At 66.2% G+C, this 26,407-nt stretch carries 21 protein-coding genes; 10 read left to right on the top strand and 11 right to left on the bottom strand.

The features are described 5' to 3' along the window. Nucleotides 1-38 precede the first annotated feature (38 nt). Together VG543_RS17670 and VG543_RS17665 are read left to right on the top strand one after the other, a co-directional pair. Nucleotides 39-2,411, top strand: a complete 2,373-nt coding sequence (locus VG543_RS17670) for a 3-hydroxyacyl-CoA dehydrogenase/enoyl-CoA hydratase family protein (RefSeq protein WP_134735391.1) — start codon at nucleotides 39-41, stop codon at nucleotides 2,409-2,411. A 74-nt stretch (nucleotides 2,412-2,485) separates the two neighbouring features. Then, nucleotides 2,486-3,694 carry an acetyl-CoA C-acyltransferase gene (locus tag VG543_RS17665; protein WP_019661304.1) on the top strand — a complete coding sequence of 403 codons (1,209 nt, stop codon included), beginning with the start codon at nucleotides 2,486-2,488 and terminating at the stop codon, nucleotides 3,692-3,694. A 650-nt stretch (nucleotides 3,695-4,344) separates the two neighbouring features. On the opposite strand, the gene galU is transcribed toward VG543_RS17665, so the two are convergent. The 8 genes from galU to cmk form a co-directional block, all read right to left on the bottom strand. Continuing rightward, nucleotides 4,345-5,223, bottom strand: coding sequence for a UTP--glucose-1-phosphate uridylyltransferase GalU (gene galU / locus VG543_RS17660; protein WP_134735392.1), 879 nt, complete (start codon nucleotides 5,221-5,223; stop codon nucleotides 4,345-4,347). Beyond that, nucleotides 5,220-7,133 carry a polysaccharide biosynthesis protein gene (locus tag VG543_RS17655; protein WP_423179157.1) on the bottom strand — a complete coding sequence of 638 codons (1,914 nt, stop codon included), beginning with the start codon at nucleotides 7,131-7,133 and terminating at the stop codon, nucleotides 5,220-5,222. Before VG543_RS17655 ends, galU begins: the two co-directional genes overlap by 4 nt. Nucleotides 7,134-7,136: 3 nt before the next feature. Then, entirely contained in the window at nucleotides 7,137-8,126 is a 990-nt protein-coding gene (locus VG543_RS17650; RefSeq protein WP_423179155.1) for an MraY family glycosyltransferase, read from the bottom strand. 3 nt (nucleotides 8,127-8,129) lie between these two features. Next, a complete protein-coding gene (gene lapB, locus VG543_RS17645; protein WP_019661300.1) occupies nucleotides 8,130-9,308 on the bottom strand; it encodes a lipopolysaccharide assembly protein LapB in 1,179 nt (392 codons plus the stop codon). Nucleotides 9,309-9,314: 6 nt separating this feature from the next. Then, nucleotides 9,315-9,599 (bottom strand): LapA family protein, encoded by a 285-nt coding sequence (locus tag VG543_RS17640; protein WP_019661299.1) that lies wholly within the window; start codon nucleotides 9,597-9,599, stop codon nucleotides 9,315-9,317. Nucleotides 9,600-9,676: 77 nt separating this feature from the next. Further along, the gene (locus tag VG543_RS17635) at nucleotides 9,677-9,982 is read right to left on the bottom strand and encodes an integration host factor subunit beta (RefSeq protein WP_005409286.1); all 306 of its coding nucleotides are present in this window, start codon (nucleotides 9,980-9,982) and stop codon (nucleotides 9,677-9,679) included. A gap of 87 nt (nucleotides 9,983-10,069) precedes the next feature. After that, nucleotides 10,070-11,755, bottom strand: a complete 1,686-nt coding sequence (gene rpsA / locus VG543_RS17630; protein WP_005416230.1) for a 30S ribosomal protein S1 — start codon at nucleotides 11,753-11,755, stop codon at nucleotides 10,070-10,072. Nucleotides 11,756-11,953: 198 nt separating this feature from the next. Beyond that, nucleotides 11,954-12,631, bottom strand: a complete 678-nt coding sequence (cmk, locus tag VG543_RS17625; RefSeq protein WP_019661298.1) for a (d)CMP kinase — start codon at nucleotides 12,629-12,631, stop codon at nucleotides 11,954-11,956. Nucleotides 12,632-12,827: 196 nt separating this feature from the next. Here cmk and ykgO point away from each other — a divergent pair, with 196 nt between their 5' ends. The 6 genes from ykgO to VG543_RS17595 all read left to right on the top strand — a co-directional run bounded on the left by ykgO (nucleotide 12,828) and on the right by VG543_RS17595 (nucleotide 17,323). Beyond that, nucleotides 12,828-12,953 carry a type B 50S ribosomal protein L36 gene (gene ykgO / locus VG543_RS17620; protein WP_005409283.1) on the top strand — a complete coding sequence of 42 codons (126 nt, stop codon included), beginning with the start codon at nucleotides 12,828-12,830 and terminating at the stop codon, nucleotides 12,951-12,953. Nucleotides 12,954-13,128: 175 nt separating this feature from the next. Next, complete coding sequence (locus VG543_RS17615) at nucleotides 13,129-13,428, top strand: hypothetical protein (RefSeq protein WP_423179166.1); 300 nt, start codon at nucleotides 13,129-13,131, stop codon at nucleotides 13,426-13,428. 39 nt (nucleotides 13,429-13,467) lie between these two features. Continuing rightward, nucleotides 13,468-14,505, top strand: coding sequence for an agmatine deiminase family protein (locus VG543_RS17610; RefSeq protein WP_423179153.1), 1,038 nt, complete (start codon nucleotides 13,468-13,470; stop codon nucleotides 14,503-14,505). Nucleotides 14,506-14,666: 161 nt separating this feature from the next. Next, nucleotides 14,667-15,554, top strand: coding sequence for a carbon-nitrogen hydrolase (locus VG543_RS17605; RefSeq protein ID WP_049397762.1), 888 nt, complete (start codon nucleotides 14,667-14,669; stop codon nucleotides 15,552-15,554). A 13-nt stretch (nucleotides 15,555-15,567) separates the two neighbouring features. Next, nucleotides 15,568-16,098: a GNAT family N-acetyltransferase gene (locus tag VG543_RS17600; RefSeq protein ID WP_021204152.1), complete on the top strand. Its 531-nt coding sequence runs from the start codon at nucleotides 15,568-15,570 to the stop codon at nucleotides 16,096-16,098. A 4-nt stretch (nucleotides 16,099-16,102) separates the two neighbouring features. Then, nucleotides 16,103-17,323 carry a TraB/GumN family protein gene (locus VG543_RS17595; protein WP_021204153.1) on the top strand — a complete coding sequence of 407 codons (1,221 nt, stop codon included), beginning with the start codon at nucleotides 16,103-16,105 and terminating at the stop codon, nucleotides 17,321-17,323. A 215-nt stretch (nucleotides 17,324-17,538) separates the two neighbouring features. Here the strand turns inward: VG543_RS17595 and VG543_RS17590 are convergent, their stop codons facing one another. From VG543_RS17590 to VG543_RS17580, 3 genes are read right to left on the bottom strand one after another with little or no spacing between them, the layout of a single operon-like run. Next, on the bottom strand, nucleotides 17,539-20,619 hold the full coding sequence (locus VG543_RS17590; protein ID WP_423179151.1) for an efflux RND transporter permease subunit: 3,081 nt from the start codon (nucleotides 20,617-20,619) through the stop codon (nucleotides 17,539-17,541). Beyond that, on the bottom strand, nucleotides 20,616-24,137 hold the full coding sequence (locus tag VG543_RS17585; protein ID WP_423179150.1) for an efflux RND transporter permease subunit: 3,522 nt from the start codon (nucleotides 24,135-24,137) through the stop codon (nucleotides 20,616-20,618). The genes VG543_RS17590 and VG543_RS17585 overlap by 4 nt, the downstream gene beginning before the upstream one ends. Continuing rightward, a complete protein-coding gene (locus VG543_RS17580) occupies nucleotides 24,134-25,285 on the bottom strand; it encodes an efflux RND transporter periplasmic adaptor subunit (RefSeq protein ID WP_227854296.1) in 1,152 nt (383 codons plus the stop codon). Before VG543_RS17580 ends, VG543_RS17585 begins: the two co-directional genes overlap by 4 nt. 205 nt (nucleotides 25,286-25,490) lie before the next feature. Between VG543_RS17580 and VG543_RS17575 the strand changes: the two genes are divergently transcribed. After that, nucleotides 25,491-25,886 (top strand): c-type cytochrome, encoded by a 396-nt coding sequence (locus VG543_RS17575; protein WP_019661290.1) that lies wholly within the window; start codon nucleotides 25,491-25,493, stop codon nucleotides 25,884-25,886. A 9-nt stretch (nucleotides 25,887-25,895) separates the two neighbouring features. Next, complete coding sequence (locus VG543_RS17570; protein WP_005416218.1) at nucleotides 25,896-26,357, top strand: c-type cytochrome; 462 nt, start codon at nucleotides 25,896-25,898, stop codon at nucleotides 26,355-26,357. The last annotated feature ends 50 nt before the right edge of the window (nucleotides 26,358-26,407 follow it).

Genomic DNA, 26,407 nt, shown 5'->3' with positions numbered 1-26,407 from the left:
TCCACCCAGTAACTGCTGACCAACAAAGGCCCTACACCATGTCCAATTCCCTGCTAGTCCGCCGCGCCGCCGTGCTGGGTGCCGGCGTCATGGGTGCCCAGATCGCCGCCCACCTCACCAACGCCGGCGTCGACACCGTGCTGTTCGACCTGCCTGCGAAGGAAGGTCCGGCCGATGGCATCGTGCTGAAGGCGATCGCCAACCTGGGCAAGCTGAGCCCGGCGCCGCTGGCCAGCAAGTCGCTGGCCGAAGCCATCACCCCGGCCAATTACGACTCCGGCCTGGAGCAGCTGAAGGACTGCGACCTGATCATCGAGGCCATCGCCGAACGCATGGACTGGAAGCAGGACCTGTACAAGAAGATTGCGCCGTTCGTGGCCGACCACGCGGTGCTGGCCTCCAACACCTCGGGCCTGGGCATCAACAAGCTGGCCGACGTGCTGCCCGAACAGCTGCGCCACCGCTTCTGCGGCGTGCACTTCTTCAACCCGCCGCGCTACATGCACCTGGCCGAGCTGATCCCGGCCACCACCACCGACGCCGCCGTGCTGGAAGGCCTGGAAGAGTTCCTGGTCACCACCCTGGGCAAGGGCGTGGTGTACGCCAAGGACACCCCGAACTTCATCGGCAACCGCATCGGCGTGTTCTCGATCCTGTCCACCATCCACCACACCCAGCAGTTCGGCCTGGGCTTCGATGAAGTGGACGGCCTGACTGGCCCGCTGGTCGGCCGCCCGAAGTCGGCCACCTACCGCACCTCGGACGTGGTCGGCCTGGACACCATGGCCCACGTCATCAAGACCATGGGCGACACCCTGCCGAATGACCCGTGGCATGAATTTTTCAAGTCGCCGAAGTGGCTGGACGCGCTGATTTCCAAGGGCGCGCTGGGCCAGAAGACCGGCGCCGGCATCTTCCGCAAAGTCGGCAAGGACATCGTGGTACTGGATCTGGAGAAGCAGGACTACCGTCCGGCCGACCGCACCGCCGCACCGGAAGTGGTCGAGATCCTGAAGATCAAGAACCCGGCCGAGAAGTTCGCCAAGCTGCGCGAGAGCCAGCACCCGCAGGCGCAGTTCCTGTGGGCGACCTTCCGCGACCTGTTCCACTACAGCGCCTACCACCTGGCCGACATCGCCGAGACCGCGCGCGACGTCGACCTGGCCATCCGCTGGGGCTACGGCTGGTCGCTGGGCCCGTTCGAAACCTGGCAGGCCGCCGGCTGGAAGCAGGTGGCACAGTGGATCGCCGATGACATCGTGGCCGGCAAGAGCATGAGCAATGCCCCGCTGCCGGATTGGGTCTTCGACGGCCGCGACGGCGTGCACGCCGCCGAGGGCAGCTACAGCCCGTCGCGCAACGCCAAGCTGCCGCGCTCGTCGCTGCCGGTGTACCAGCGCCAGCGCTTCCCGGATCCGCTGCTGGGCGAGCAGTTCGCGCCGGGCGAAACCGTGTTCGAGAACGACGGCCTGCGCATGTGGCACGACGGTGACGGCATCGCCGTGGTCAGCTTCAAGACCAAGATGAACACCGTGTCCGACCAGGTGCTGGATGGCCTGCAGGAATGCGTGAGCCGCGCCGAGAAGGACTTCCAGGGCCTGGTGATCTGGCAGCAGAAGGAACCCTTCTCCGCCGGTGCCGACCTGGCCGGTGCGCTCGGCCTGCTGCAGGCCGGCAAGGTCGACCAGTTCGAAGAAATGGTCGCCAACTTCCAGCGCACCAGCCAGCGCATCAAGTACTCGCTGGTGCCGGTGGTGGCAGCGGTGCGTGGCCTGGCCCTGGGCGGCGGCTGCGAGTTCCAGATGCACAGCGCCAAGACCGTGGCCTTCCTGGAAAGCTACATCGGCCTGGTCGAGGCCGGTGTCGGCCTGCTGCCGGCCGGTGGCGGCCTGAAGGAACTGGCCGTGCGTGCCTCGCAGGCCGCGGGCCCGGGCGGCGACGTGTTCGCCGAACTGAAGAAGACCTTCGAGACCGTGGCCATGGCCAAGGTGTCCAACTCGGCGGTCAACGCCAAGGAACTGGGCCTGCTGCGCAGCACCGACAAGGTGGTGTTCAACAGCTACGAGGCGCTGCACATCGCCAAGGCCGAAGCACGCGCCCTGGCCGAAGCCGGCTACCGCCCGCCGCTGCCGGCACGCCGCATCCAGGTCGCCGGTGACGTGGGCATCGCCACCTTCAAGATGATGCTGGTCAACATGCTGGAAGGCCGCTTCATCAGCCCGTACGACTACGAGATCGCCGAGCGCATCGCCACCGTGCTGTGCGGCGGCAAGGTCGACCGCGGCACCCTGGTCGACGAAGAGTGGCTGCTGACCCTGGAGCGCAAGCACTTCGTCGAACTGGCCCAGCAGGAAAAGACCCAGGCCCGCATCGCGCACATGCTGAAGACCGGCAAGCCGCTGCGTAACTGATCGCCCATCCCTGCTTCCGGTGGGTGCCGACCGTTGGTCGGCACTCCGGCTAAAAAATTCAAGAGATCACTGCAATGACCAAGCAAATCCAGGACGCCTACATCGTCGCCGCCACCCGTACCCCGGTGGGCAAGGCGCCCAAGGGCATGTTCCGCAACACCCGCCCCGACGACATGCTTGCGCACGTGCTGCGCAGCGTCGTCGCCCAGGCCCCGGGCGTGGACGTCAACCGCATCGATGATGCGATCATCGGCTGCGCCATGCCCGAAGCCGAGCAGGGCATGAACGTGGCGCGCATCGGCGTGCTGCTGGCTGGCCTGCCAAACACCATCGCTGCGCAGACCGTGAACCGCTTCTGCTCCTCCGGCCTGCAGGCCGTGGCGCAGGCCGCCGACGCGATCCGCCTGGGCAACGCCGACCTGATGCTGGCCGGTGGCACCGAGTCGATGTCGATGGTGCCGATGATGGGCAACAAGATCGCCATGGCGCCGAGCGTGTTCGACAACGACCACGTGGCCATCGCCTACGGCATGGGCATCACTGCCGAGAAGGTCGCCGAAGAGTGGAAGGTCTCGCGTGAAGACCAGGACGCCTTCGCCCTCGCCTCGCACCAGAAGGCCATGGCCGCGATCCAGAACGGCGAGTTCAAGGACGAGATCAGCCCGTACGAGATCGTCTCACACCTGCCGGACCTGGCCGACGGCCAGCGCATCATCACCCGCAACAAGATCGCCGACACCGACGAAGGCCCGCGCCCGGATTCCTCGGCTGAAGGCCTGGCCAAGCTGCGCCCGGTGTTCCGTAACGGCCAGTTCGGCGGCACCGTCACTGCTGGCAACTCGTCGCAGATGAGCGATGGCGCCGGTGCCGTGCTGCTGGCCTCGGAACAGGCGATCAAGGACTACGGCCTGACCCCGCTGGCCCGTTTCGTCAGCTTCTCGGTGGCCGGGGTGCGCCCGGAAGTGATGGGCATCGGCCCGATCGCCGCGATCCCGAAGGCACTGAAGCAGGCCGGCCTGACCCAGGACCAGCTGGATTGGATCGAGCTCAACGAAGCCTTCGCCGCGCAGTCGCTGGCGGTGATCCGCGATTGCGGCCTGGACCCGGCCAAGGTCAACCCGCTGGGCGGCGCGATTGCCCTGGGCCACCCGCTGGGTGCAACCGGCGCGATCCGTACCGCAACCCTGCTGCACGGCCTGCGTCGTCGCCAGCAGAAGTACGGCATGGTGACCATGTGCATCGGCACCGGCATGGGCGCGGCGGGTATTTTCGAGGCGCTGTAAGGTTCAAAGCGTTGCCGGCTGATTGTTGGTTGGCTGTGGGGCCCGGGTGGGTGAGGCTGCCCGGGACACGCCGTAAACCCCGCTCCGCGGTCCGGCCCAGCCGCTGGCGGCTGTGCGTTCGGGCGCTTGCGAAGCAGTGCTTCGCAAGCAAAGCGCCCTCACCCATGGGGGCTTGGCAGCGGCTTGCTAGCGTGCGCAATCCTGCGCACGCAGCAAGGCCGGGGTTGGGCGTCCTGCCCAACCCGCCAGGCGCATGCGCCTGGCCCATGCCGCTGACAGTCCCGGTCAGCCTCACCCACCCGCGCCACCCAACATTCCGCGCGGCGGAGGGGTGAGCAAAGGCAGGGTCAAAGGCCGGGGTCAGAGCCCTTTGCTGCGCAAAGGGATCCGACCCCGACTCGACGCTCGCGGAAACAAAAAAGGCAGCCATCGGCTGCCTTTTTGCTTTTGCTCTTGCCCTTGATTCCGCCCTTCCCGTCCGCGCCAGCAGGAAACCTGACAGGCGGGGCGGGTGGGCCTTTGCAGGACCGTTCGCCGCATGGATGCGGCGACCGAGCCCCCATGGACGGGTTTACGGCGTGTCCTGCAAAGGCCCACCCGTCCCGCCCATCACGTATCAATCAAGGCGCTGACGGAGCGCTTGATAAACCTTATTCCGCCAACATCGCCGTCAGCTTCTCCCGCGCCGGGCCGGCCAGCTTCGGGTTGTCCAGCGCGAAACGGATCGTCGCTTCGACCAGCCCCAGGTGCGTGCCACAGTCGAAGCGGGTGCCCTCGAAACGATAGGCATCGACTTCTTCGGTCTTCAGCAGCTGCGCGATCGCATCGGTCAGCTGGATCTCGCCACCGGCGCCGCTGCCGGTATTTTCCAGCAGCTCGAAGATCTTCGGGCTCAGCACGTAGCGGCCGACCACGGCCAGGTCGCTCGGCGCGTCCTCCGGCTTCGGCTTCTCCACGATCTGCGAAATGCGCCCCTTGCGGCCATCGAAGGCCTCGGTTGCGACGATGCCATAGCTGGCGGTCTTGTCGTGCGGCACATCTTCAACGGCGATGACGCTGGCGCCACTGGCTTCGTTCAGATCGGCCATCTGCTTCAGCGCGCCGTCGCCGCGGTTCCAGATCAGGTCGTCCGGCAGCAGCACTGCAAACGGCTCGTCACCGATCACGGCCTTTGCACACAGCACCGCATGGCCCAGGCCCAGGGCCTCGGCCTGGGTCACAAAGATCGCACGCACGCCGTTGGGAAGCACGTGGCGGATCATCTCCAGCTGTTCCTGCTTGCCGGCGCGCTCGAGCTTCTGCTCCAGTTCGTAAGCCTTGTCGAAGTAGTCGGCCACGGCATGCTTGTAGCGGTTGGTGATGAACACCAGCGTGTCGCAACCAGCTTCGATTGCCTCATCGACCGCGTACTGGATCAGCGGACGATCAATGATCGGCAACATTTCCTTCGGAACCGTCTTGGTTGCCGGCAAGAAGCGCGTCCCGAGCCCTGCCACTGGAAAAACTGCCTTGCGAATTCGCTTGCTCATTGGTGCCTGTTGGCCTCACGTGCCGGAAAGGGCACGACTTTAGCGGATGAAATGTAAGCATCCTGTTCGATTGGCGAGAACTCCGGCATTGTCGCGAACAGGATCTCCTGGATGCTGGTGGTGTCGTAACCAGCCACGGCATCGCGCAGGCGCGGAACATTGCCCAGCACCAGGTCACGTGAGAACCCGCGCACACCGGCCTCGAGAATCTTAGGGTGCGCGGTGGAACGATAGTCCTCGTCCGAATAGAACAGCGCCTCGTGCAGCTTCTCGCCCGGACGCAGCCCGGTGTAGATGATCGGAATGTCCTTGTATGGCTGCTTGCCGGCCAGGCGGATCATCTGCTCGGCCAGTACGCGGATCGGCACCGGCTCACCCATGTCGAGGGTATAGATCGCACCGTGCGACGCCGAGGCGGCGGCCTGCAGGATCAGCTGGCAGGCCTCCGGGATGGTCATGAAGTAGCGGCTGACTTCCGGGTCGGTGACGGTCACCGGCCCACCCCGCAGGATCTGTTCGCGGAACAGTGGCACCACGCTGCCGGCCGAGGCCAGCACGTTGCCGAAGCGCACCGTGACGAAACGGGTATGCGTGGACTTCTGGTCCAGGCTCTGGCAGATCATTTCCGCATAGCGCTTGCTGGCGCCCAGCGCATTGACCGGGTCGACGGCCTTGTCGGTGGAAATGAACACGAAGTGCTCGACGCGCGCTTCCAGGCAGGCGCGGGCCACGTTCTCTGTAGCCAGGATGTTGTTGCGCACCGCCTCGCGCAGCTGCCGCTCCAGCACCGGTACATGCTTGTAGGCGGCGGCATGGAAGGCGGTGTCGACGGGATGCAGCGACAGCGCATGGCGGATCACCGCCGGGTCGCCGCAATCGCCCAGCACTGCTTCAACCTCGACGTCCGGGAAGCTGCGTCGCAGCTCACCCTCGATGGTCAGCAACAGCAGCTCGCTGATCTCGAGCAGGATGATGCGACCGGCACCGTGACGCGCGCACTGGCGGCACAGCTCGGAGCCGATCGAGCCGCCAGCGCCGGTGACCATCACCGTACGCCCGCCCAACCAGCCACGGATCAGGTTCCAGTCCGGCATGATCGGCTTGCGGCCGAGCAGATCCTCGATCGCCACTTCCTTCAACTGCCCCGGCAGCGACTGGCCCTGCAGGATGTCGCTGAGCTTGGGCACGGTGCGGAACGGCACGCCGGTGCTTTCGCAGATGGCCACGATCCGCTGCATGCCTGCGGCGTCCAGCGAGGGGATGGCGATCACCAGCAGCTTGGCCGCCGTCTCACGGACCACGGTCGGCGCATCGTCCAGGGTGCCGAGGATCGGCAGGCCCTGCAGCTTGGCACCGCGCAGGTGCGGCGCATCGTCCAGCAGGCCGACCGGCTCGAAATTGCCTGAACGGCGCAGGTCACGGACCAGGGTCTCGGCGGCCTGGCCGGCACCCAGGATCAGCACGCGACGCGCGGATGAGTCCGACTGCAGCGCCTGGTAGTCCTTCCAGGCCCGGTACAGCAGGCGCGGCGCGCCCAGCAGCGCCGACAGCGCGAACGGATAGATCACCAGCACCGACATCGGCACGCCATCGAAGCGCTTCCACATCAGCACCAGCACGATGGCCACCATGCCGATGAAGCTGGCCTTGAAGATGTTCAGCAGGTCGCTGACGCTGGCGAACCGCCACAGCCCCCGATAGAGGCCCACGCGCCAGAACACCAGGCCCTGCAGCAGCAGCACCAACGTGGTGTCGACGTTCCAGAGAGGGAGCTCGGGGGCGTTGGCCAGGATCGAGTACCGCCCTGCGTGCAGCAGCTGCCAGCATGCCCAGACCATGAACAGGTCGTGGCAGACGATGGCCGAACGCGGCATCAGGCCGAGGATTCTGTCCCGCCAGGGTGAAGCCATAAGTCAGGTATTTCCTTTTCGGTGGCGCAATCCATTGCGCAGGAGGAGCCAGAGGACGCTCAGCGCAATGAACCACGCGATCGCCACGGCAGCCTCCCACCTCGGCTGCAAGTTGGAGCAGACATTAAGCACTGTAATACTGAACAGGCCCAAAGCAAAGTACATCCCTGTTACCCGGGCGTGACTGGCTCCTGCCTGCACCGCGCGCTGGTAGACATGCTGGGTATGGGGTTCCATCCAGCGTTGTCCTGAAATGATGCGCGCCAGCAGTGTGAAGCCCGCGTCCACAAGGAACGGCGATGCCGACACAAGCAGCAGTATCCAGTTGATGTCGGTCTTGACACTGGCCAGTGCCAGCACCGCCGCAACCGCATAACCCAGCGCGCCACTTCCGACATCGCCCATGAAGATCCGGGCCCGTGGGAAGTTGAACGGCAGGAAGCCCAGGCACGCCAGGCCCAACGCGATGGCCGCCAGCGAGTACGGCCAGGGCAGCAACGGCGCCAGCCCCAGGGCCACCACAACGGCCTGGCTGGCCGCGATGCCGTTGATCCCATCCATGAAATTCCAGATGTTGATCAGAGAGGCAGTGAACAGCAGGACCAACACGGCCAGCAGCCAGCTGCCACCATGCCCCCTGACCAGCGCGGCCAGCAGCGCGGCGGCGATGAAATGCACCATCAGGCGGCGCATGGCCGGAAGCGGCCGATGGTCATCCCACCAGCCGATACCCGCCACCAGCGCCAGGCCAAGGGCGGCCACGAGCAGGCTCGGAAGCGCTGCGGGCCAGGCCCACATGGCAACACCGGCGGTCACCAGCAGGCTGATGACGATGGCGATGCCGCCACCTCGAGGGGTCGCTACGCTGTGACTGCGGCGCTCGCCCGGCTGGTCAAACAGTTGCCGGCGCAGCGCATAGCCCCGCGCCGCCCAGGTCAGCGCCGCACTCAGCAGGGCCAGGCCCAGCAGCGCGCCCATCACGAGCCACGGCATGGATCAGAGCACCGCGTAATTCAACAGCGGCTTGACCGTACCCCACTCCTTGCAGCTCGGGCACTGCCAGTGATGGGTGCGCGCCCCGAAACCACAGCGGGTGCAGCGATAGGCCGGGTTGCGTACCAGCAACTGGTCGGTGATGTGCTTGAGGTCGTGCAGGGTCGCCGTGGAATCAGCGCCTTCAGCAAGGGTCAGGTCGATCAGCGCGGACTCGCCACGCACCGACGGGCGGTCCTTGAGCTGGCGGCCCAGGTAGGCACGGGCCGGGGCCACGCCCTCCTGCTCTTCCATCAGGCGGGTCAGCGCCAGCACCGGGGCAATGCCACGGTAATGCTCGGTCATCTCCGACAGGAAAGCGCGCGCGCCTGCCAGATCACCCACCTTGCGGTAGTTCTGCATCAGCGCCGGCAGCAGCTCCGGCAGGTACTCCGGATCATTGCGCGCAGCACGCTCGAACGCGCGTACGGCCGCTTCCGGATTGCCCGCGTCGGTTTCCAGGCGCCCTTCGATGATGCCGGCACGCACCGACATCGCATCGGCCTGGTAGGCCCGGGCGATCGCCGCCCTCGCCTCTTCCAGCTTGCCGGCACCGCGGAAGCGTTCGGCCAGTTCGCACTCGAACTGCCCGATCAGCTTGCCCATCGGCTCGCCGGTGACGTCCTCGAAACGGGTCGCGTTGTCGATCGCCTTTTCCCAGTCACGCTCGGCCTGGTAGATGCCGATCAGGTGCTTGAGTGCCTGCGGGGCACGCTGGTCCAGCTGCGCCAGTTCGGTGAACACGGTCTCGGCACGGTCCAGCAGGCCGGACTTCATGTAGTCCTCGCCCAGCGCCAGCAGCGCCTGCACGCGTTGCGCATCGCTGAGGTCGTGCCGGTTGACCAGGCCCTGGTGCAGGCGGATGGCGCGATCGACTTCGCCGCGGCGGCGGAACAGGTGGCCCAGCGCGACCTGGGTCTCGAAGGTTTCCTTGTCCAGCTCGGCGATGTGCAGGAACAGCTCGATGGCCTTGTCCGGCTGCTCGTTGAGCAGGTAGTTCAGGCCACGGAAGTAGGTGCTGGACAGGCGGCTGACCTGGTTGTCACCGTGGCGTTGACCACCACGCCGTCCGATCACCCACCCGGCCAGTGCGGCCAGCGGAACGAACAGGAAGAACCAGAACCACTCGGTGACGAAATCCATCTTCGATCAGCGTCCATCAAAAGATTGAGGGGAGGCAACCGGTGCCGGCGTGGCGGCAGCGGACTTGTTGGCGCGGCGCAGCTGGCTGTAGAGCGGAATGACCACGCTCACCAGCACCAGGCCAGCACCAACGATGACGCCGATCAGCAACGCGGCAATGATGGCCACGCCGACCGAGGTCTTGAGCTGGGTGAACAGCAGGTTGATGGTCATCTCGTCCATGTTCATGGCACCGATGATCAACCCAACAATGAGTACCGCCAGCAGGACCAGCAGACGAAAAACCTTCATGCGACAGCTCCAGTGGCAGGAGTCCGTAGCTTATCCGACTCGCGGCTGGATTCGCACGCGGTGGCGCGACGGGAGGCTCAGGCCGGATCGGCGTCCAGCGGCAGCACACTGCTGACACGCTCGCGCAGTTCCTTGCCCGGCTTGAAATGTGGGACGTGCTTGCCCGGCAGGGCAACCGACTCGCCGGTCTTCGGGTTGCGACCCAGGCGCGGCGGCCGATAGTGCAGCGAGAAGCTGCCAAAACCACGAATTTCGATGCGATCCCCGGCGGACAGCGATCCGCCCATCATTTCCAGCAACGACTTCACCGCCAGATCGACATCATCGGCCTTCAGGTGCGCCTGGCGGCGCGCAAGGATTTCGATCAGTTCGGATTTGGTCATTACCGGCTCACATCAGGGGTATCTCAGCCTGAAACGGCCCGGGCAAGGCCCGGGCCGTCCAGGAAACAACGAACAGCCTAAGGCCGATTACTCGGACTTGTTGCCGTTCAGCTGTGCACGCAGCAGTGCGCCCAGCTGGGTGGTGCCGCTGGAAGCCGAAGAGGACTGGTATTCCTCCAGCACTTCGCGCATTTCCGCGTCGTCCTTGGCCTTGATCGACAGCTGCAGGGTACGGCCCTTGCGGTCCATGCCCACGAACTTGGCTTCGACCTTGTCGCCGACCTTCAGGTGCTGGGTGGCGTCGTCAACGCGCTCGTTGGCGATGTCGCGGGCCGAGACGTAACCTTCGATGCCGTCAGCCAGCTCGATGATCGCGCCCTTGGCGTCGACTTCCTTCACCACGCCTTCGACCTTGGAGCCCTTCGGATTGGCAGCCATGTACTGGCCGAACGGATCCTGCTCCAGCTGCTTCACGCCCAGGGAGATGCGCTCGCGCTCCGGATCGACAGCCAGGACGACGGCGTCCAGGGTATCGCCCTTCTTGAAGTTGCGAACGACGTCTTCGCCGGTGGTGTTCCAGCTGATGTCGGACAGGTGGACCAGGCCGTCGATGCCGCCGTCCAGGCCGATGAAGATGCCGAAGTCGGTGATCGACTTGATCTGGCCCGACACCTTGTCACCCTTCTTGTGGGTGGCAGCGAAGGTTTCCCACGGGTTGGCGGCAACCTGCTTCATGCCCAGCGAGATGCGGCGACGCTCTTCATCGACGTCCAGCACCATCACTTCGACTTCATCACCAACCTGCACAACCTTGGACGGGTTGACGTTCTTGTTGGTCCAATCCATCTCCGAGACGTGCACCAGGCCTTCGACGCCCGGCTCGATCTCAACGAACGCACCGTAATCAGTGACGTTGGAGACCTTGCCGAAGACGCGGCTGTTGGCCGGGTAACGACGGCCGATGTTGTCCCACGGATCCTCGCCCAGCTGCTTCAGGCCCAGCGAAACGCGGTTGCGCTCGCGGTCGAACTTCAGCACGCGAACGTCCAGCTCGTCGCCGACGTTCACGACTTCCGACGGGTGACGCACGCGCTTCCACGCCATGTCGGTGATGTGCAGCAGGCCGTCGATACCGCCCAGGTCCACGAACGCGCCGTAATCGGTCAGGTTCTTGACGACACCCTTCAGGATCGCGCCTTCCTGCAGCTTGTCCATCAGCTGCTCGCGCTCTTCCGAGTGCTCGCTTTCGACGACAGCGCGGCGCGAGACCACGACGTTGTTACGCTTGCGGTCCAGCTTGATGAGCTTGAACTCGAGCTCCTTGCCTTCCAGGTAGGCCGGATCGCGCACCGGGCGCACATCGACCAGGGAACCCGGCAGGAAGGCGCGGACATCCTTGATGTCCACGGTGAAACCACCCTTGACCTTGCCGCTGATGCGGCCGGTGATGGTTTCGTTCTTTTCCAACGCTTCTTCCAGCTCGTCCCACACCATCGCGCGCTTGGCCTTCTCGCGCGACAGGACGGTTTCGCCGAAGCCGTTCTCGATCGAGTCGAGGGCGACCTTGACGATGTCGCCTTCGGCGACGTCGATTTCGCCAGCGTCGTTACGGAACTGTTCGATCGGCACGATGCCTTCGGACTTCAGGCCAGCGTTGATCACCACGACGTCGCCGCGGACTTCAACAACGGTACCGCTGACGATGGCGCCCGGCTTCAGCTTGGCCAGGTTGGCCTGGCTGGCTTCAAACAGTTCGGCAAATGATTCGGTCATTAGATTTACTCTGTTGGACACATGGGTCGGTGGCGTCCCCTTCAGGGGAATGGCGACCGCCCGCCTGTTGGTCGACCCCGGAAACGCAGGTCGTGTGTAGTAGGAAAACCGCCACGCATCAGTGCGCGACGGAGCGGGTACAGCACTGCTTTGCGCGACCACCGCCGATGCGGCTGGCAGTGCTCCCGCGCGAACGGATCAGGCAGCCGGAACCGGAAGCAGATCCATCACTCGGGCAACGACATCATCGATGCCGATGCCTGTGGTGTCGATGAGGACAGCATCGTCTGCCGGCTTCAGGGGCGCCACGGTACGCTGGGCATCACGGGCGTCGCGGGCCATGATCTCGCGCAGGAGGTCATCAAAGTTAACAGAAACCCCCTTGTCTTTCAACTGCTTATGCCGGCGCTCGGCGCGCTCCTCGGCGCTGGCGGTCAGGAAGACCTTGTGGGGGGCATCCGGGAAGATCACCGTGCCCATGTCGCGGCCGTCGGCGACCAGGCCCGGCAGCTCCCTGAATGCGCGCTGCCGCTCCTTCAGGGCGGCCCGGACCTCGGGGATGGCGGCGATGGCAGAGGCCAGGGCGCCGGTGGTCTCCAGGCGCAGCTCGTCGGTGGCATCGGTGCCGTTGACCATGACCCGCATGGCATCGCCCTGCTCGACAAACTGAACATGGGTATCGAAGGTGCAGCGCACCAGCGCCGAGGCGTCGGAGGTGTCGATGTCGGCCCAGCTTGCGGCCACGCCCACCGCCCGGTACAGCGCACCCGAATCCAGGTAATGCCAGCCCATGCGGCGCGCGATGATGCGGCTGATGGTACCCTTGCCGGCCCCGGATGGGCCGTCGATGGTCAGGACGGGAGCGAGTGGATTCATGGGGGTCCCAGAGCGTGTGAAGGGGTCATTCTAGCCCCTGCCAGACGCCCCCAGCGGGGTCTTTGTGCAACCACTTGAAACCACGAGGAAAAGCCCGGTAGAATGGCGGGCTTGAACGAGCGTCAACTGCCGATTGTCTTTCGCATATCGCGGCCACGCTCCACCCGAACAACTACTGTTTACGCCGAGGTATGCCATGAAAGTCCTGTCCTCCCTGAAGTCGGCGAAGGCCCGTCACCGCGACTGCAAGGTCGTCCGTCGTCGCGGCAAGATCTTCGTCATCTGCAAGTCGAACCCGCGTTTCAAGGCGCGTCAGCGCTAAGCCTCACAGCCTTCCGGCTGCGGCTGGCCCTACGCGGGGCCGACCCGATGCAAGAAACCGCCTTCGGGCGGTTTTTTGTTTATGCGGCTTTTTCCTGCCGTTTTTGCTGTAATCGCCTTTCTTGACCACTGGGGAGTAGATCGAGATGAAGCGTTACCTGTCCGCCCTGGCCGTGATGGCCACCCTGGCCGCCGCCACGCCGGCGCTGGCCGATACCCTGCTTGTCGACCGCGCCCGCGAGAAGCCGGCCGGTGCCGTGCCCGTGCGCGGCCAGAGCATGCAGCAGGTGCAGGCGCAGTTCGGCGCGCCGAGCGAGCAGCTGCAGCCGCGTGGCGGGCAGAAGCGGCAATGGCCGACCATCAACCGCTGGGTGTACCCGCAGTTCACCGTCTACTTCGAGAAGCAGAAGGTGATCGACGTGGTGGCCAATCAGGCGGACCCGAACGAAATCGGCCCGAAACCGCCGATCCGCTGATCCCCTTACCCGCCGTGGGCGGGCCTGTGTAGCGAGACCATGAACCAGACCCTTCGTTTTCCTGCCGAGTGGGAAGCCCAGAGCGGCGTCCTGATTGCCTGGCCCACCGCCGATACCGACTGGGCTGACCGCCTGGGCCAGGTGGAAGAGACCTACATCGCCCTGGTCGCGGCCATCACCCGCTTCCAGCCGGTGTTGATCTGCGTGGCCGACGACGATGTGGAGACCTACGCCGAGATGCGGCTGCGCTCCAACCGCATCGACATGGACAAGGTCCACTTCACCACGGCGGCCTACGACGATACCTGGCTGCGTGACTCCGGCCCGATCACCCTGCGCCGTGCCGACGGCGGTTTCCAGCTGCTGGATTTCCGCTTCACCGGCTGGGGCGGCAAGTTCGACGCCACCCTGGATGACCAGCTGGTGGGCGTGCTGGACCAGGCCGGCGTGTTCAACGACGCGCCGGTGCGCAGCATCCCGTTCGCGCTGGAAGGCGGCGGCATCGAGACCGATGGCGAAGGCACCCTGTTGACCACCTGGAAGTGCCTGCACGAGCGCCACCCGGACCGCGACCGTGCAAGCCTGAGCGCCGACCTGGCCAACTGGCTGCAGCAGGACCGCGTGCTGTGGCTGGACCACGGCTACCTGGAAGGCGACGACACCGACGCCCACATCGACACCCTGGCCCGTTTCGCCTCGCCTGACAGCATCGTCTACCAGGCCTGCGACGACGCGAGCGACTCGCACTACGCCGAACTGCAGGCGATGGGCAACGAACTGGCCGCGCTGCGTACCAAGGATGGGAAGCCGTACCGCCTGTTCCCGCTGCCGTGGGCACAGCCGGTGATCGACGAAGGCCGCCGCCTGGCGGCGTCGTACGCCAATTACCTGATCATCAACGGCGCGGTGCTGATGCCGGCCTACGGCGATCCGGCTGATGACCTGGCCCGCGACGTGCTGGCCCAGGCCCATCCGGGCCGCGAGATCGTGCAGGTGCCCTGCCGCTCCCTGATCTGGCAGAACGGCAGCCTGCACTGCATCACCATGCAGCTGCCGGAAGGGCTGTTGAAGGTCTGACGGTAGTGCCGGCCGCTGGCCGGCAACCCTGCACTGCCTGAGGGATCCACGGGATTGCCGGCCAGCGGCCGGCACTACCGATCGCACCCATTCAGCGCGCAACACGCTGCGGCCGCCCATCCGCGCTAACATGCAGGTTTTCTCCCGCAGGAACGCCCCGCATGAACTCGCGCAGCCCCCTTACCGTCGCCCTGATCCAGGAGCGCAACCACGGTGACGCCGCCGCCAACCTGGCGGTGATCGAAGCACGCGTGGCCGAGGCGGCTGCGCAGGGTGCCAAGCTGGTGCTGCTGCAGGAACTGCACAACGGTCCGTACTTCTGCCAGCACGAGTCGGTGGACGAGTTCGACCTGGCCGAGCCGATTCCCGGACCGAGCACCGAGCGTCTGGGCGCGCTGGCGAAGCAGCATGGCGTGGTGCTGGTCGGCTCGCTGTTCGAGCGCCGCGCCGCCGGCCTGTACCACAACACTGCGGTGGTGTTCGAAAAGGACGGCACCTTGCTCGGCAAGTACCGCAAGATGCACATCCCGGACGACCCGGGCTTCTACGAGAAGTTCTACTTCACCCCGGGCGACATCGGCTTCAAGCCGATCGATACCTCGGTGGGTCGCCTTGGCGTGCTGGTGTGCTGGGACCAGTGGTACCCGGAAGCGGCGCGCCTGATGGCGCTGGCCGGTGCCGAGCTGCTGCTGTACCCGACCGCGATCGGCTGGGACCCGGACGACGTGCAGGACGAGAAGACCCGCCAGCGTGACGCCTGGGTGCTGAGCCACCGCGGCCATGCCGTGGCCAACGGCCTGCCGGTGCTGAGCTGCAACCGCGTCGGCCACGAAGCCTCGCCGCTGGGTGCCTCGGGCATCCAGTTCTGGGGCAACAGCCACGTGCTCGGCCCGCAGGGCGAGTTCCTGGCCGAGGCCGGCACGGACGCCACCGTGCTGCTGTGCGATGTCGACCTGCAGCGCAGCGAGCACGTGCGCCGCATCTGGCCGTTCCTGCGCGACCGTCGCATCGACGCGTACGGTGACCTGCTCAAGCGCTACATCGACTGAGCCGGAGCCGCGCATGGCCGTCCTCATCCGTGATGCCGGCCCGGCCGACATCGACGCGATCACCGCGATCTATGCGGTGGAAGTGACCGACTTCGTCAACACCTACGAGTACGACATTCCGGACGCGACCGAGATGCTGCGCCGCATGCGCGACATTGTCGATCGCGGCTTTCCCTACCTGGTCGCCGAAATCGACGGCCAGGTGGCCGGCTACGCCTACGCCAACACCTACCGCACCCGCATTGCCTACCAGTGGACCGTGGAGAACTCGGTCTACGTCGATGCCGCGTTCCAGGGCAAGGGCGTCGGCACCAGCCTGCTGCAGGCCCTGATCGATGCCTGCGTGGCGCGTGGCTACCGGCAGATGGTGGCCGTGATCGGCGAACCGACCAACACCGCCTCGATCAAGCTGCACGAACGCTTCGGCTTCGAGCTGGTGGGCGTGTTCCGTGGCCTCGGCCGCAAGCATGGCCGCTGGCTGGACACCGTGCAGATGCAGCGCGCGCTCGGCGATGGCGCCGAAACCGCACCTTTCAATGAATGAACCCATGACCGAAACCCTTCCCGAGACCGGCGACGATCTGTTCGCCGGCCAGCCGGTGCGCGTCGTCGAACGCGACGGCGTGCGCTACACCCTGCTGGGCACCGCCCACGTTTCACGCGCCAGCGTCGAAGCAGTGGAGAAAGCCATCGACAGCGGCCGCTTCGATGCCGTTGCCGTTGAACTGGACCCGCAGCGCCTGCAGGCGCTGAGCGACCCGGATACGCTGGCCAAGCTCGACCTGGTCGAGGTGATCCGCAAGGGCCGCGTGGCCCTGTTCGCCGCCAACCTGGCCCTGTCCGCCTACCAGCGCCGCCTGGCCGAACAGCTCGACATCGAGCCCGGTGCCGAGCTGAAGCGCGCGGTGGAGCTGGCCCGCGAGCGCAACCTGCCGGTGCACCTGATCGACCGCGAGGTCGGCCTGACCTTCCGTCGTGCGTCGCAACGGCTGGGCTTCTTCGGCAAGCTGAAGCTGGTTGCCGGGCTGGGCGCGGGCCTGTTCTCGTCGGAAGAAGTGGGCGAGAACGAGATCGAGAAGCTCAAGCAGGGCGACATGCTCGAGTCGAGCTTTGGCGAGTTCGCCAGCGAGAGCCCGGCACTGTACGAGACCATCATCGGCGAGCGCGACCGCTACATGGCCACGCGCCTGCGCGAGGAACACGACCCGCAGCAGCGTGAAGTGCTGGCGGTTGTCGGTGCGGGTCACCTTGCAGGCCTGGCGCGTTACCTGGAAACCGACACCGAGGCACCGGCACCGCTGCGCGCCGAGCTGGAGGCGGTACCGAAGAAGCGCAACATTCCGTGGTTCACGCTGGGCATCCTGGCCATCGTGGCGACCGGCATCGGCGTGGGCTTCTACCGCGGCGGGCTGGGCGTGGGTACCGAACTGCTGGCGACCTGGGCGATGTTTACCGGCGGCTTGGCGGGCCTGGGCTGCCTGCTGGCAGGCGGTCACCCGCTGAGCATCCTCACCGCGATCGCGGTGGCCCCGTTCAAGCCGTTCCGCCTGAGCATCCCGACCGGCGCATTCTCGGCGCTGGTGGAAGCGCGCCTGCGCAAGCCGGCGTACGAAGACTTCCTCAAGCTGCGCGACGACGCGCAGAGCCTGAAGGGCTGGTACCGCAATCGGGTCACGCGCGTGGTGCTGACGTTCATGCTGACCAACATCGGCAGCATGCTCGGCCTGTGGCTGACCACGTTCAAGGTGTGGGGCAAGGTGGCGGGGTAAACCCCTCAACCGGCCACAGGATCTGTAGCGCACGAGCCCACGCTCGGGCGACGCGGTGACTCGGCGACGCGGCGAACAGCAGCCGAGCATGGGCTCGGCTCTACAGAGACAAACAGACGCGGCGAGCAGAAAAAAGGGGGAGGCCGCCCCACTACGACCGGCCTCCCCCACACCACAACACGTTGTCGCGCATTACGGTCGAGCAAGCTCGACCACTACACCGGGGTACCCGCCACGACCTCCAGGCCGCGCGCGCGGCGGATCAGCCGCGTCACGGCATTGCGCAGGTCATCCAGCACCGCATAGATCGTCGGCAGGAACAGCAGGCTGACCACGGTCGAGAACGCCAGGCCCCCGGCAATCGCGCGCGCCATCGGCGCGTACTCCGGACCATTGCCGAACATCTGCGTATTGGTCAGCGAGATCGGCACCATCGCCAGGATCGCCGTGCCCATGGTCATCATGATCGGGCGCAGGCGCTCGCGGGAGCCTTCAACCAGTGCCTGCGTTCGGCCCATGCCGCCGCGCCGCAGGTTGTTGATGTGTTCGATCATCACGATGCCGTTGTTCACCACCACCCCCATCAGCACCAGGATGCCGATGAAGGACATGATCCCGAACGAGGTGCCGGTGATCCAGAACAGCCAGAACACGCCGAAGATCGAGAACAGCACGCCGCTCATGATCGCCGCCGGGAACAGCAGCGACTCGAACACCGCTGCCATCACCACGTAGATCATCACCAGCGCGATCAGCAGATTGAACACCATCTGCTGCATGGCTTCGTCATCGTTGCCGTAGTCGCCGCCGTCGAAGGTGAAGCCATAGCCGGCCGGGAAGTTCATCGGCTTGAGCACCGACTCCATCGCCTTGCGGCCATCCGGCGCGGTGACCTTCTCGGCCAGGTTGGCCTTGATGGTCAGCGTGGTCTGGCGGTTGGTGCGGCCGATCTGGGTGGCCGACGAGCCGACGTCAACGGTGACCAGGCTCAGCAGCGGCACGCTGCGGCCGTCGCCGGTGCGCACGCTGAAACCGGCCAGGTCTTCCGGGCTGCTCTGCTCGGCGCCAGCGAAGCGCACCCATACCGGTACTTCATTGTCGCCGCGGCGGAACTCGCGCATCGGCGCACCGCGCAGGGCCAGGCCGACGAAGCTGGCGACCTGCTCGGCATTGAAGCCGAATGCGGCGGCACGCTCGCGGTCGACGCGCACCTTCAGCTCGCCGCCCTTCTCGCCGTTGTCGATGCGCACGTCGCGCAGCTCGGCACGCTGGGCCAGCAGCGGCACCACTTCCTGGCCGATCTCCTGCAGCATCGAACTGGAGTCGCCCACCAGCTGCACCTGCACGCCGTGGTTGCCGCCACCGCCGCCATCACCACCCTGGTTGCCGACGAAGTAGTCGGTACGCGCCGACTTCGGCAGGCCCTTGCGCAGCTCTTCCTGCAGCGCCTTGATGTCCTTGGCGTACTTCTCGTCCAGGGTGACCACCGTCGAGCTGCCTTCCTGCTCGCTGTACCAGGAGTACACCTGCTTGACGTGCAGGCGCTCGCGGTTGGCGTCGATCCAGTTCTCCACGCGCGCCACCTCCTCGGACATCTGCCGATAGGTATAGGCGCCCTTCCACATGTAGCCGATGAAGATGTCCTTGCCGCCATCACCGCCGAACATGTCGACCTTGGTCAGCTTCATCGGCACCAGGCTGACCAGCACCACCAGCACGATGCCGAGCAGGCTCCAGCCGCGATGGTGCAGCGACCAGTCCAGCAGCCTGGCGTAGCGGCGCTGCAGCCGCGCGATCAGGCCGGTCTGCGAGTGCACCAGCTTGGGCGTGGCCATGCGCGCGGACAGCATCGGGATCAGGCTGACCGCGACCAGCCACGAGGCCAGCAGCGAGACCGAGATGGTGATCGCGATCTGCGCCATGAAGATGCTGATGTTGTTGGTCTCGCCGAACAGGTTCGGCACGAACACGATGCAGTGGCACAAGGTGCCAGCGCTGAGCGCGATGGCCACGTTGCGGGTGCCGATGATCGAGGCCAGGCGCGGCTGTCCCGGCATGCGCTCGCGCTCCTGGTAGATGCTCTCCACCACCACCACGGCGTTGTCGACCAGCATGCCCACCGCCAACAGCAGGCCCATCATGGTCAGGATGTTCAGCGTCACCCCGACGAAGTACATGAAACCCAGGGTGATGGTGAAGCAGATCGGAATGGCCAGGGTCACCATCAGCGTGGACGGCCAATGGCGCAGGAAGAAGAACAGCACCGTGATCGACAGGATCAGGCCGACCGCACCGGCCTCGGCCAGTTCCAGCAGCGAGGAGGTCACCGCCCTGCCCTGGTTGTCGATCACCTTGATCTGCACGTCGCGCATCGATGCTTCGGCACGGATCGACTCGACTTCAGCCAGCGCCGCGCGCGACACCTCCACCAGGTTGGCGCTGCGCTCCTTGAAGATGTCCAGGCCGACGGCCGGGTTGCCGTCCAGGCGGCGCCCGTAGTTCATCCGCGCCGGCTTCAGGCGCACGTCGGCGATATCGCCCAGGCGCAGGCCCTTGGCGTTGATCACCAGGTCGCGCATTTCCTGCAGGTCGGTGATCTCGCCCACCGGCTGCACGCGCACGCGCTGGCCGTTGTCGTCGATCTGCCCGGCCGAGATCGAGAAGTTCAGCGTGCGCAGGCGCTCGCTCAGCTCGTTGATGCTCAACCCATGCGCGTTGAGCCGGTTCGGATCGATGGCGATCTCCACCTCGTTCGGCGGCGCGCCGGTGATGTCGACGCGGGCCACGCCGGGGATGCGCTCGATGCGCCGCTTGAACTCGCGGTCGAGCATGTCGTAAGCGGTGGTCAGGTCGGTGGTGCTGGCCAGGCGCACCTTCAGCACCGGCTGGTCGCTGCTGGACCACTTGAACACGTTGTAGCGCTGCAGGTCATCGGGCAGGTCGCTGCGGATCGCATCGATGCGCTCGCGTGCATCGGACGCGGCGATGGCGATGTCCCGGTCCCAGTCGCTGAACTCGATGAAGATCAGCGCCGCCTCGGAGGTCGCCGACGAGCGCATCCGCTTGATGCCGGTCATCGTCGCCAGCGATTCCTCCACCGGGCGGATGATGGTCCGCTCCACTTCCTCCGGGGTTGAACCGGTGTACGGAATCTGCACGAACAGGAACGGCGCGGAGATGTCCGGCAGCGCTTCCAGCGGCAGCCGGAACGAGGCGATCAGGCCGATCACCACCAGTGACACGAAACACATGATGGTGGTGACCGGACGGCGGATGGAGAACTCGGCAACACTCATGCCGGTTCCTCCGCACCCGCCGCGCTGCCTGCTGCACCCGGCTCGATCTCGCCGGCGTGCTTGCGGCCACGCTCGCGGTAGTAGGCGTCACCACGGCGGTCCATCAGGTCGTATACCACCGGGATCACCAGCAGGGTGAGCAGGGTTGACACCAGCAGGCCACCGATCACGGTGATCGCCATCGGCGCGCGCACTTCGGCACCCTCGCCCATCGCCACCGCCAGCGGCAGGAAGCCGAACAGCGTGCACAGGGTGGTCATGATGATCGGCCGCAGGCGCGAGCGTGCCCCTTCCACCAGGGCCTCGTGCTTGGCCACGCCGGCCTCGCGCAGCTGGTTGACCTTGTCGATCAGGATGATCGCGTTCTTGGTGACCAGCCCGACCAGCAGGATCAGGCCGATGAACACCACCACCGAGATGGGCTTGCCGGTCAGTGCCAGCGCCAGGATGGCACCGACCAGCGCCAGCGGAATGGTGAACAGGATCACGAACGGGTGCAGGAGCGATTCGAACTGCGAGGCCATCACCAGGTAGACCAGGAAGATGGCCAGGCCGAAGGCGAAGATCAGCGACTTCGCCGCCTGCGCCAGCTCCTCACCCTGGCCACCGATGTGCAGGCCGACACCCGCGCCCAGCGGCTGCTCGGCCACCATCTGCTGCACTTCGCGCATGGCCGCGCCCAGATCGATATCGCGCAGGTTGGCCGACACGACGGCCACCCGGGTCTGGTCAGCGCGATGGATCTCGCTGGGACCAGTGGTGGCGACCACGTCGGCCACCGCGTCCAGCGTCACCGGACGGGTACTGCCCGGATTGACGATCAGCCGGCGGATGCTCTCCACGCTGGCACGGTCGCCTTCCTGGGCACGCACCAGCACGTCGATCTTGCGGTCGCGGAAGCTGTAGCGGGTCGCCACGTCGCCGCGCACCTTCTTCACCACCACGTCGGCGATCTGGCGGGTGGTCAGGCCCAGCGCACCGGCACGTTCCTGGTCGAAGCGGATCTGGATTTCCGGGAAGCCCTCTTCAACCGTGGACTTCACGTCGGCGTAGTGCGCGTTGCCGCGCAGCATTGCCGCCAGGCGCTGGCCGGCCACTTCCAGCGTCGCCATGTCCTGCCCACGCAGCTCGATTTCCAGCGGCGTGGAGAAGCTGAACAACGCCGGGCGCGCGAAGTCGACCTGTGCACCCGGATGCTGGCCCATGGTGTCACGCAGGCGCTCGGTGATCTCCGCCTCGGTACGCGCGTTGCCGCCGCCTTCCATCACCACGGTCAGCTTGCCGATGTTCTCGCCGCTCTCGGTCGGGCTGGCATCCAGGCGGGTGCCGCTGCCGCTGACGCCATACAGCGAGGCCACGCCCTCGCCGTTGCCGTGGGCCAGCTGCAGCTCGCGCACCAGCGCATCGGTCTGCTTCAGCGGCGTGCCGGCCGGCAGCTTCACCGTCATTTCGAAACGGTCCTGCGCCAGCTGCGGAATCAGGTCGGCACCAAGCATCGGCACCAGCGCCATGGTCGCCACGAAGATGATCGTGGCCACGCCCAGCACCTTGCCCGGATGCGCCAGCGCGCTCGGCAGCAGTCGCAGGTAGCCGCGCTCGGCACCGGCATAGGGCTTCATCGCCAGATCGCTGGCCTTGCGCATCACCGGGCCAACCACCGCCACCACGCCACGCCACGCCCGCACGACCAGCCAGGCCAGTGCATAGAAGCTCCAGCGCGCGGTCGCCACGGCACCACGGCGACCCAGCGCCACCGGCTTCTGCCAACGGTTCTGCGGCTGCCACGGCTCGTTCGGCGCCTCTTCCGGGAACGCCAGCGGCGGCCGTCCCTTCAGCGAGCTCAGCATCGGGATCAGCGTCATCGACACCAGCAGCGAGATCGCAATGGCGATCGCCACGGTCAGTGCCTGGTCGCGGAACAGCTGGCCGGCGATGCCATCGACGAACACCAGCGGCAGGAACACCGCGATGGTGGTCAGGGTCGAGGCGACCACCGCCATGCTCACTTCGCGGGTACCTACGATGGCCGCCTGCAGGATACCCAGGCCACGCTCACGCGCCTTGGCAATGCTCTCCAGCACCACGATCGAGTCGTCCACCACCAGGCCGGTGGCCAGCGCCAGGCCGCCCAGCGACATCACGTTCAAGCTGAGGCCGAGCTGGCCCATGAAGAAGAACGTGGCGATGATCGAGACCGGCAACGACAGGCTGATCACGAAGGTGCTCCAGCCATCGCGCAGGAACAGGAAGATGATCAGGATCGCCAGCAGGCCACCGATCACCGCATCCTTCTTGACGTCGGCGATGGCGTGCTCGATGAAGCGCGACTGGTCCTCGATGGTGGTCATTTCGACATCGGACGGGAACGTGCCCTTGATCTGCTCCAGGCGCTTGCGCAGCGCTTCGGCGGTGGACACGGTATTGGCGTCGCCTTCCTTGTAGATCGCCAGTTCCACCGATTCCTTGCCGCCCAGGCGGATCACCGCTTCACGCTCCTTGTAGCCCTGGCGCACGGTGGCCACGTCCTTCAGGCGCACCGGCACGCCGTTGGCGACCACGCTGGAGCCACTACCGGACGATGCGCTCTGTGCCGCCGACGCCGCCGCGATGGCGGCCGCCGACCCGGTCGACGCGGCGATGTTGAACATCTGCTGCAACGCCGAGTCGGCCGCGCTGCCGTTCGAGCCCTGGGTGGTGACCAGCAGGTTGCGGATTTCCTCCAGGTCGGCGAACTGGTTGACGGTACGCACCAGGAAGCGCTGCGAGCCCTCCTCCAGGCGGCCACCGGAGATGTTGATGTTCTCGTCCTTCAGGCGCTTGATGACGGTGTCGATCGGCAGGTTCAGCTGGGCCAGCTTCTGCTGGTCGATGTCGACCTGGATCTCGTCCTCGAGGCCGCCACCGACCTTGACCGCTGCGACGCCGGTGACCGGCTCCAGCTTCTTCTTCAGGTCTTCATCGGCATAGCGGCGCAGGCCGGTCAGCTCGCGGATCGCATCGGCATCGGTGGCTGGCGCGTCCTTGCTCGACAGCACCAGACGCATGATCGGCTCGGTGGACGGATTGAAGCGCAGCAGTACCGGGGCCTTGGCCTCCAGCGGCAGGTTCAGCGCTTCCATCTTGTCGCGCACCTCCAGGCTGGCCTGGTCCATGTTGGTGCCCCAGGCGAACTCCAGCACCACATCGCTCTGGCCGGTGCGCGAGACCGACTTCAGCTTGCGCAGGTTCTTGACCACGCCCACCGCTTCTTCGACCGGCTGGGTGATCAGGGTTTCGATTTCAGTCGGCGCCGCACCGGTGTACTCGGTGCGCACGGTCAGCGTCGGGTAGCTCAGGTCGGGCAGCAGGTTGACCTTGAGGTTGCCCAGCGCGATCAGCCCGAACAGCAGCAGGGTGACCGTGCACATGGCGATGGTCACGCGGCGGCGGGTGGCGAATTCCACCAGGCCGCCGCGCATGCCGGCGGCGGCGCCGTCGCTCGCCGGCGAGGCACCGTGGTCGTGGCCCGGGGCGGTCATTGCTTGCTCCCGGCCTTGTCTGCCGGCTTGGCGGCCGCTGCGACCGTCTTCGCCTTTGCCTTCGGATCAGCGATCACCTGCACTGCGGTGCCGTCGCGCAGCGCGACCTTGCCGGCGGTGACCACCTGATCACCGGCCGCCAGGCCATCACGGATCTCCACCCACGGGCCCTCGGCGTAACCCAGCTTGACCGGAACGCGTGCGACCTTGCCTTCGCGCACCCGGAACACCGCCGGCTCACCGTCGTCGAGCAGCGCCAGGCGCGGCACCACGAGCGCATCGGCACGCTGGTCGTAATCGATGCGGATGCGCCCGAACATGCCGGGCTGCAGCGCGTGCGCGGCGCCATCGAAGGCACTGACCACGCGAAACGTGCCGCTGCCCGAATCCACTACCGGCGCGATGCGGTCGACGGTGCCGGTGAAGCTCTGGCCCGGCAACGCGTCGGCGGCCAGGGTTACCGGCTGACCGGCGCGCAACGTGGCCAGCTCGCGCTCGGGCACGTTGAGGGTGGCTTCCAGGCGCGAGTTGTCGACGATGCGGAAGATCGGCGTGTTGATCTGGACGAAGTTGCCGGTCTTGATCGAGCGCGAGGCGATCACGCCGGAGATCGGCGCCACCACCGTGGTATAGGACAGTTCCAGCGTGGCCAGGCGGTACTGCGCGCGGACGTTCTCCAGGTCGAAACGCAGCTGGTCGACATCGGCCGCACTGACCATCTGCTGACCAACCAGTTTCTGTGCACGCTGGTAGTTGTTCTCCAGCTTGCGCATCTGCGCTTCGCTCTGGGCTACGGCCAAGCGTGCGCGGTCCGGGTCCAGGCGCACCAGCGGCTGGCCGGCGGTGACCCGCTGGCCTTCCTCGACCAGCACCGCCAGCGCCACACCGGAGGTCTTGGCCACCACCTGCGACTCGGCGCGTGGTTCCAGCGCGGCGGTGCCTGTGTAACTGGCCGCGACCGCGCGATGGCTGGCCACGGCCACTTCGACCGGGACCGCATCGACCTTCTTCTCCTCCTTGGTGTCGGCGGCCTTGGCTTCGGAATTGGGCCCTGCGGCGCAACCGCCCAGCAGCAGGGAGGTGGAGATCAGCAGTGCGGCAGCGCAGATTCCGCTGCGACGGCCGGACAGGAAGGTTGGGTGCGACATCGTCAGGTCCCTGGAGGATGCGTGGACAGGTGTGGTAGCAAAGTAATGCACCACTTCACGGCAACACCATATCCCAAAGGTCATGGTGTCTTCACGCCGCTGGTCGGCCCGACCCCATTTCAGCTAGATGAAACCTGAGGCTATACTCGGGGCGTTCCGTACCCCACGCCGGAACGACCAGACCCGAATCCCCGGAAACGACACCATGCGCCCGCAGCCGCTCGCCGCTTGTCTCGCTCTGGCCGTCCTCCTGCCCCTTGGGGCCGCCGCACAGCCCGCTCCTGCTTCTGCTCCCGCCACACCTGCCCCGGCCCCGGCTCCTGCCGCCGCGCCGGCGCCTGCCGCGCCCACCGGCAACTTCGACAATGGCCGCGTGCTGGCCTACACCTGCCAGGGGTGCCACGGCATCACCGGCTACAAGAACGCCTACCCCAGCTACCGGGTGCCGAAGATCGGCGGCCAGACCCAGCAGTACCTGGCCCAGGCCCTGGCCGAGTACCGCCAGGGCAAGCGCCGGCATCCGACGATGCAGGCGCAGTCGATGAGCTTCAGCGAACAGGAGATCGCCGATCTCTCTGTTTACCTGTCCACCGTCAAGTAAGGCCCGCCCATGTCGAAAGCCGCGCATCCGATGCGTCACGCCATCGCCCTGTCCGTTGCCCTGCTGCTGGCGGCCTGTTCGCAGTCGCAGGTGGAAAACAGCGAGAAATCTGCCGCCGACCCGGGCCACGCCAGCGGCGAACACGGCTCTTCGTCTTCGGCCGGCCTGCCCGCCGGCCGCGAGGCCGCCGGTGAAGCCCGCGCCAAGGTGAAGGGCAAGGCCACCAACCAGAGCTGCATCGACTGCCACGGGGCCGACGGCAATGCGCCGATCGATCCGACCTACCCGAAGCTGGGTGGGCAGTACGGTGACTACCTGGCGCACGCGCTGCAGGCCTACCGCGCCGGTGACCGCCAGCATGCGCTGATGACGCCGCAGGCGAAGGACCTGAGCGATCAGGACATCGCCGATCTGGCCGCGTATTTCGGTAGCCGGCCGAGCCAGTTGCGGGATCTGCACGGGGTCAAATGACGGCCGGCCCCCCGGTCGGTGCGGACCGTCGGTTGGTAGGTGCGGACCGT

The organism is Stenotrophomonas sp. CASM101 (assembly GCF_049384845.1).
Lineage (GTDB): Bacteria > Pseudomonadota > Gammaproteobacteria > Xanthomonadales > Xanthomonadaceae > Stenotrophomonas > Stenotrophomonas hibiscicola.
This window is presented reverse-complemented; position numbering and strand designations above follow the sequence as displayed.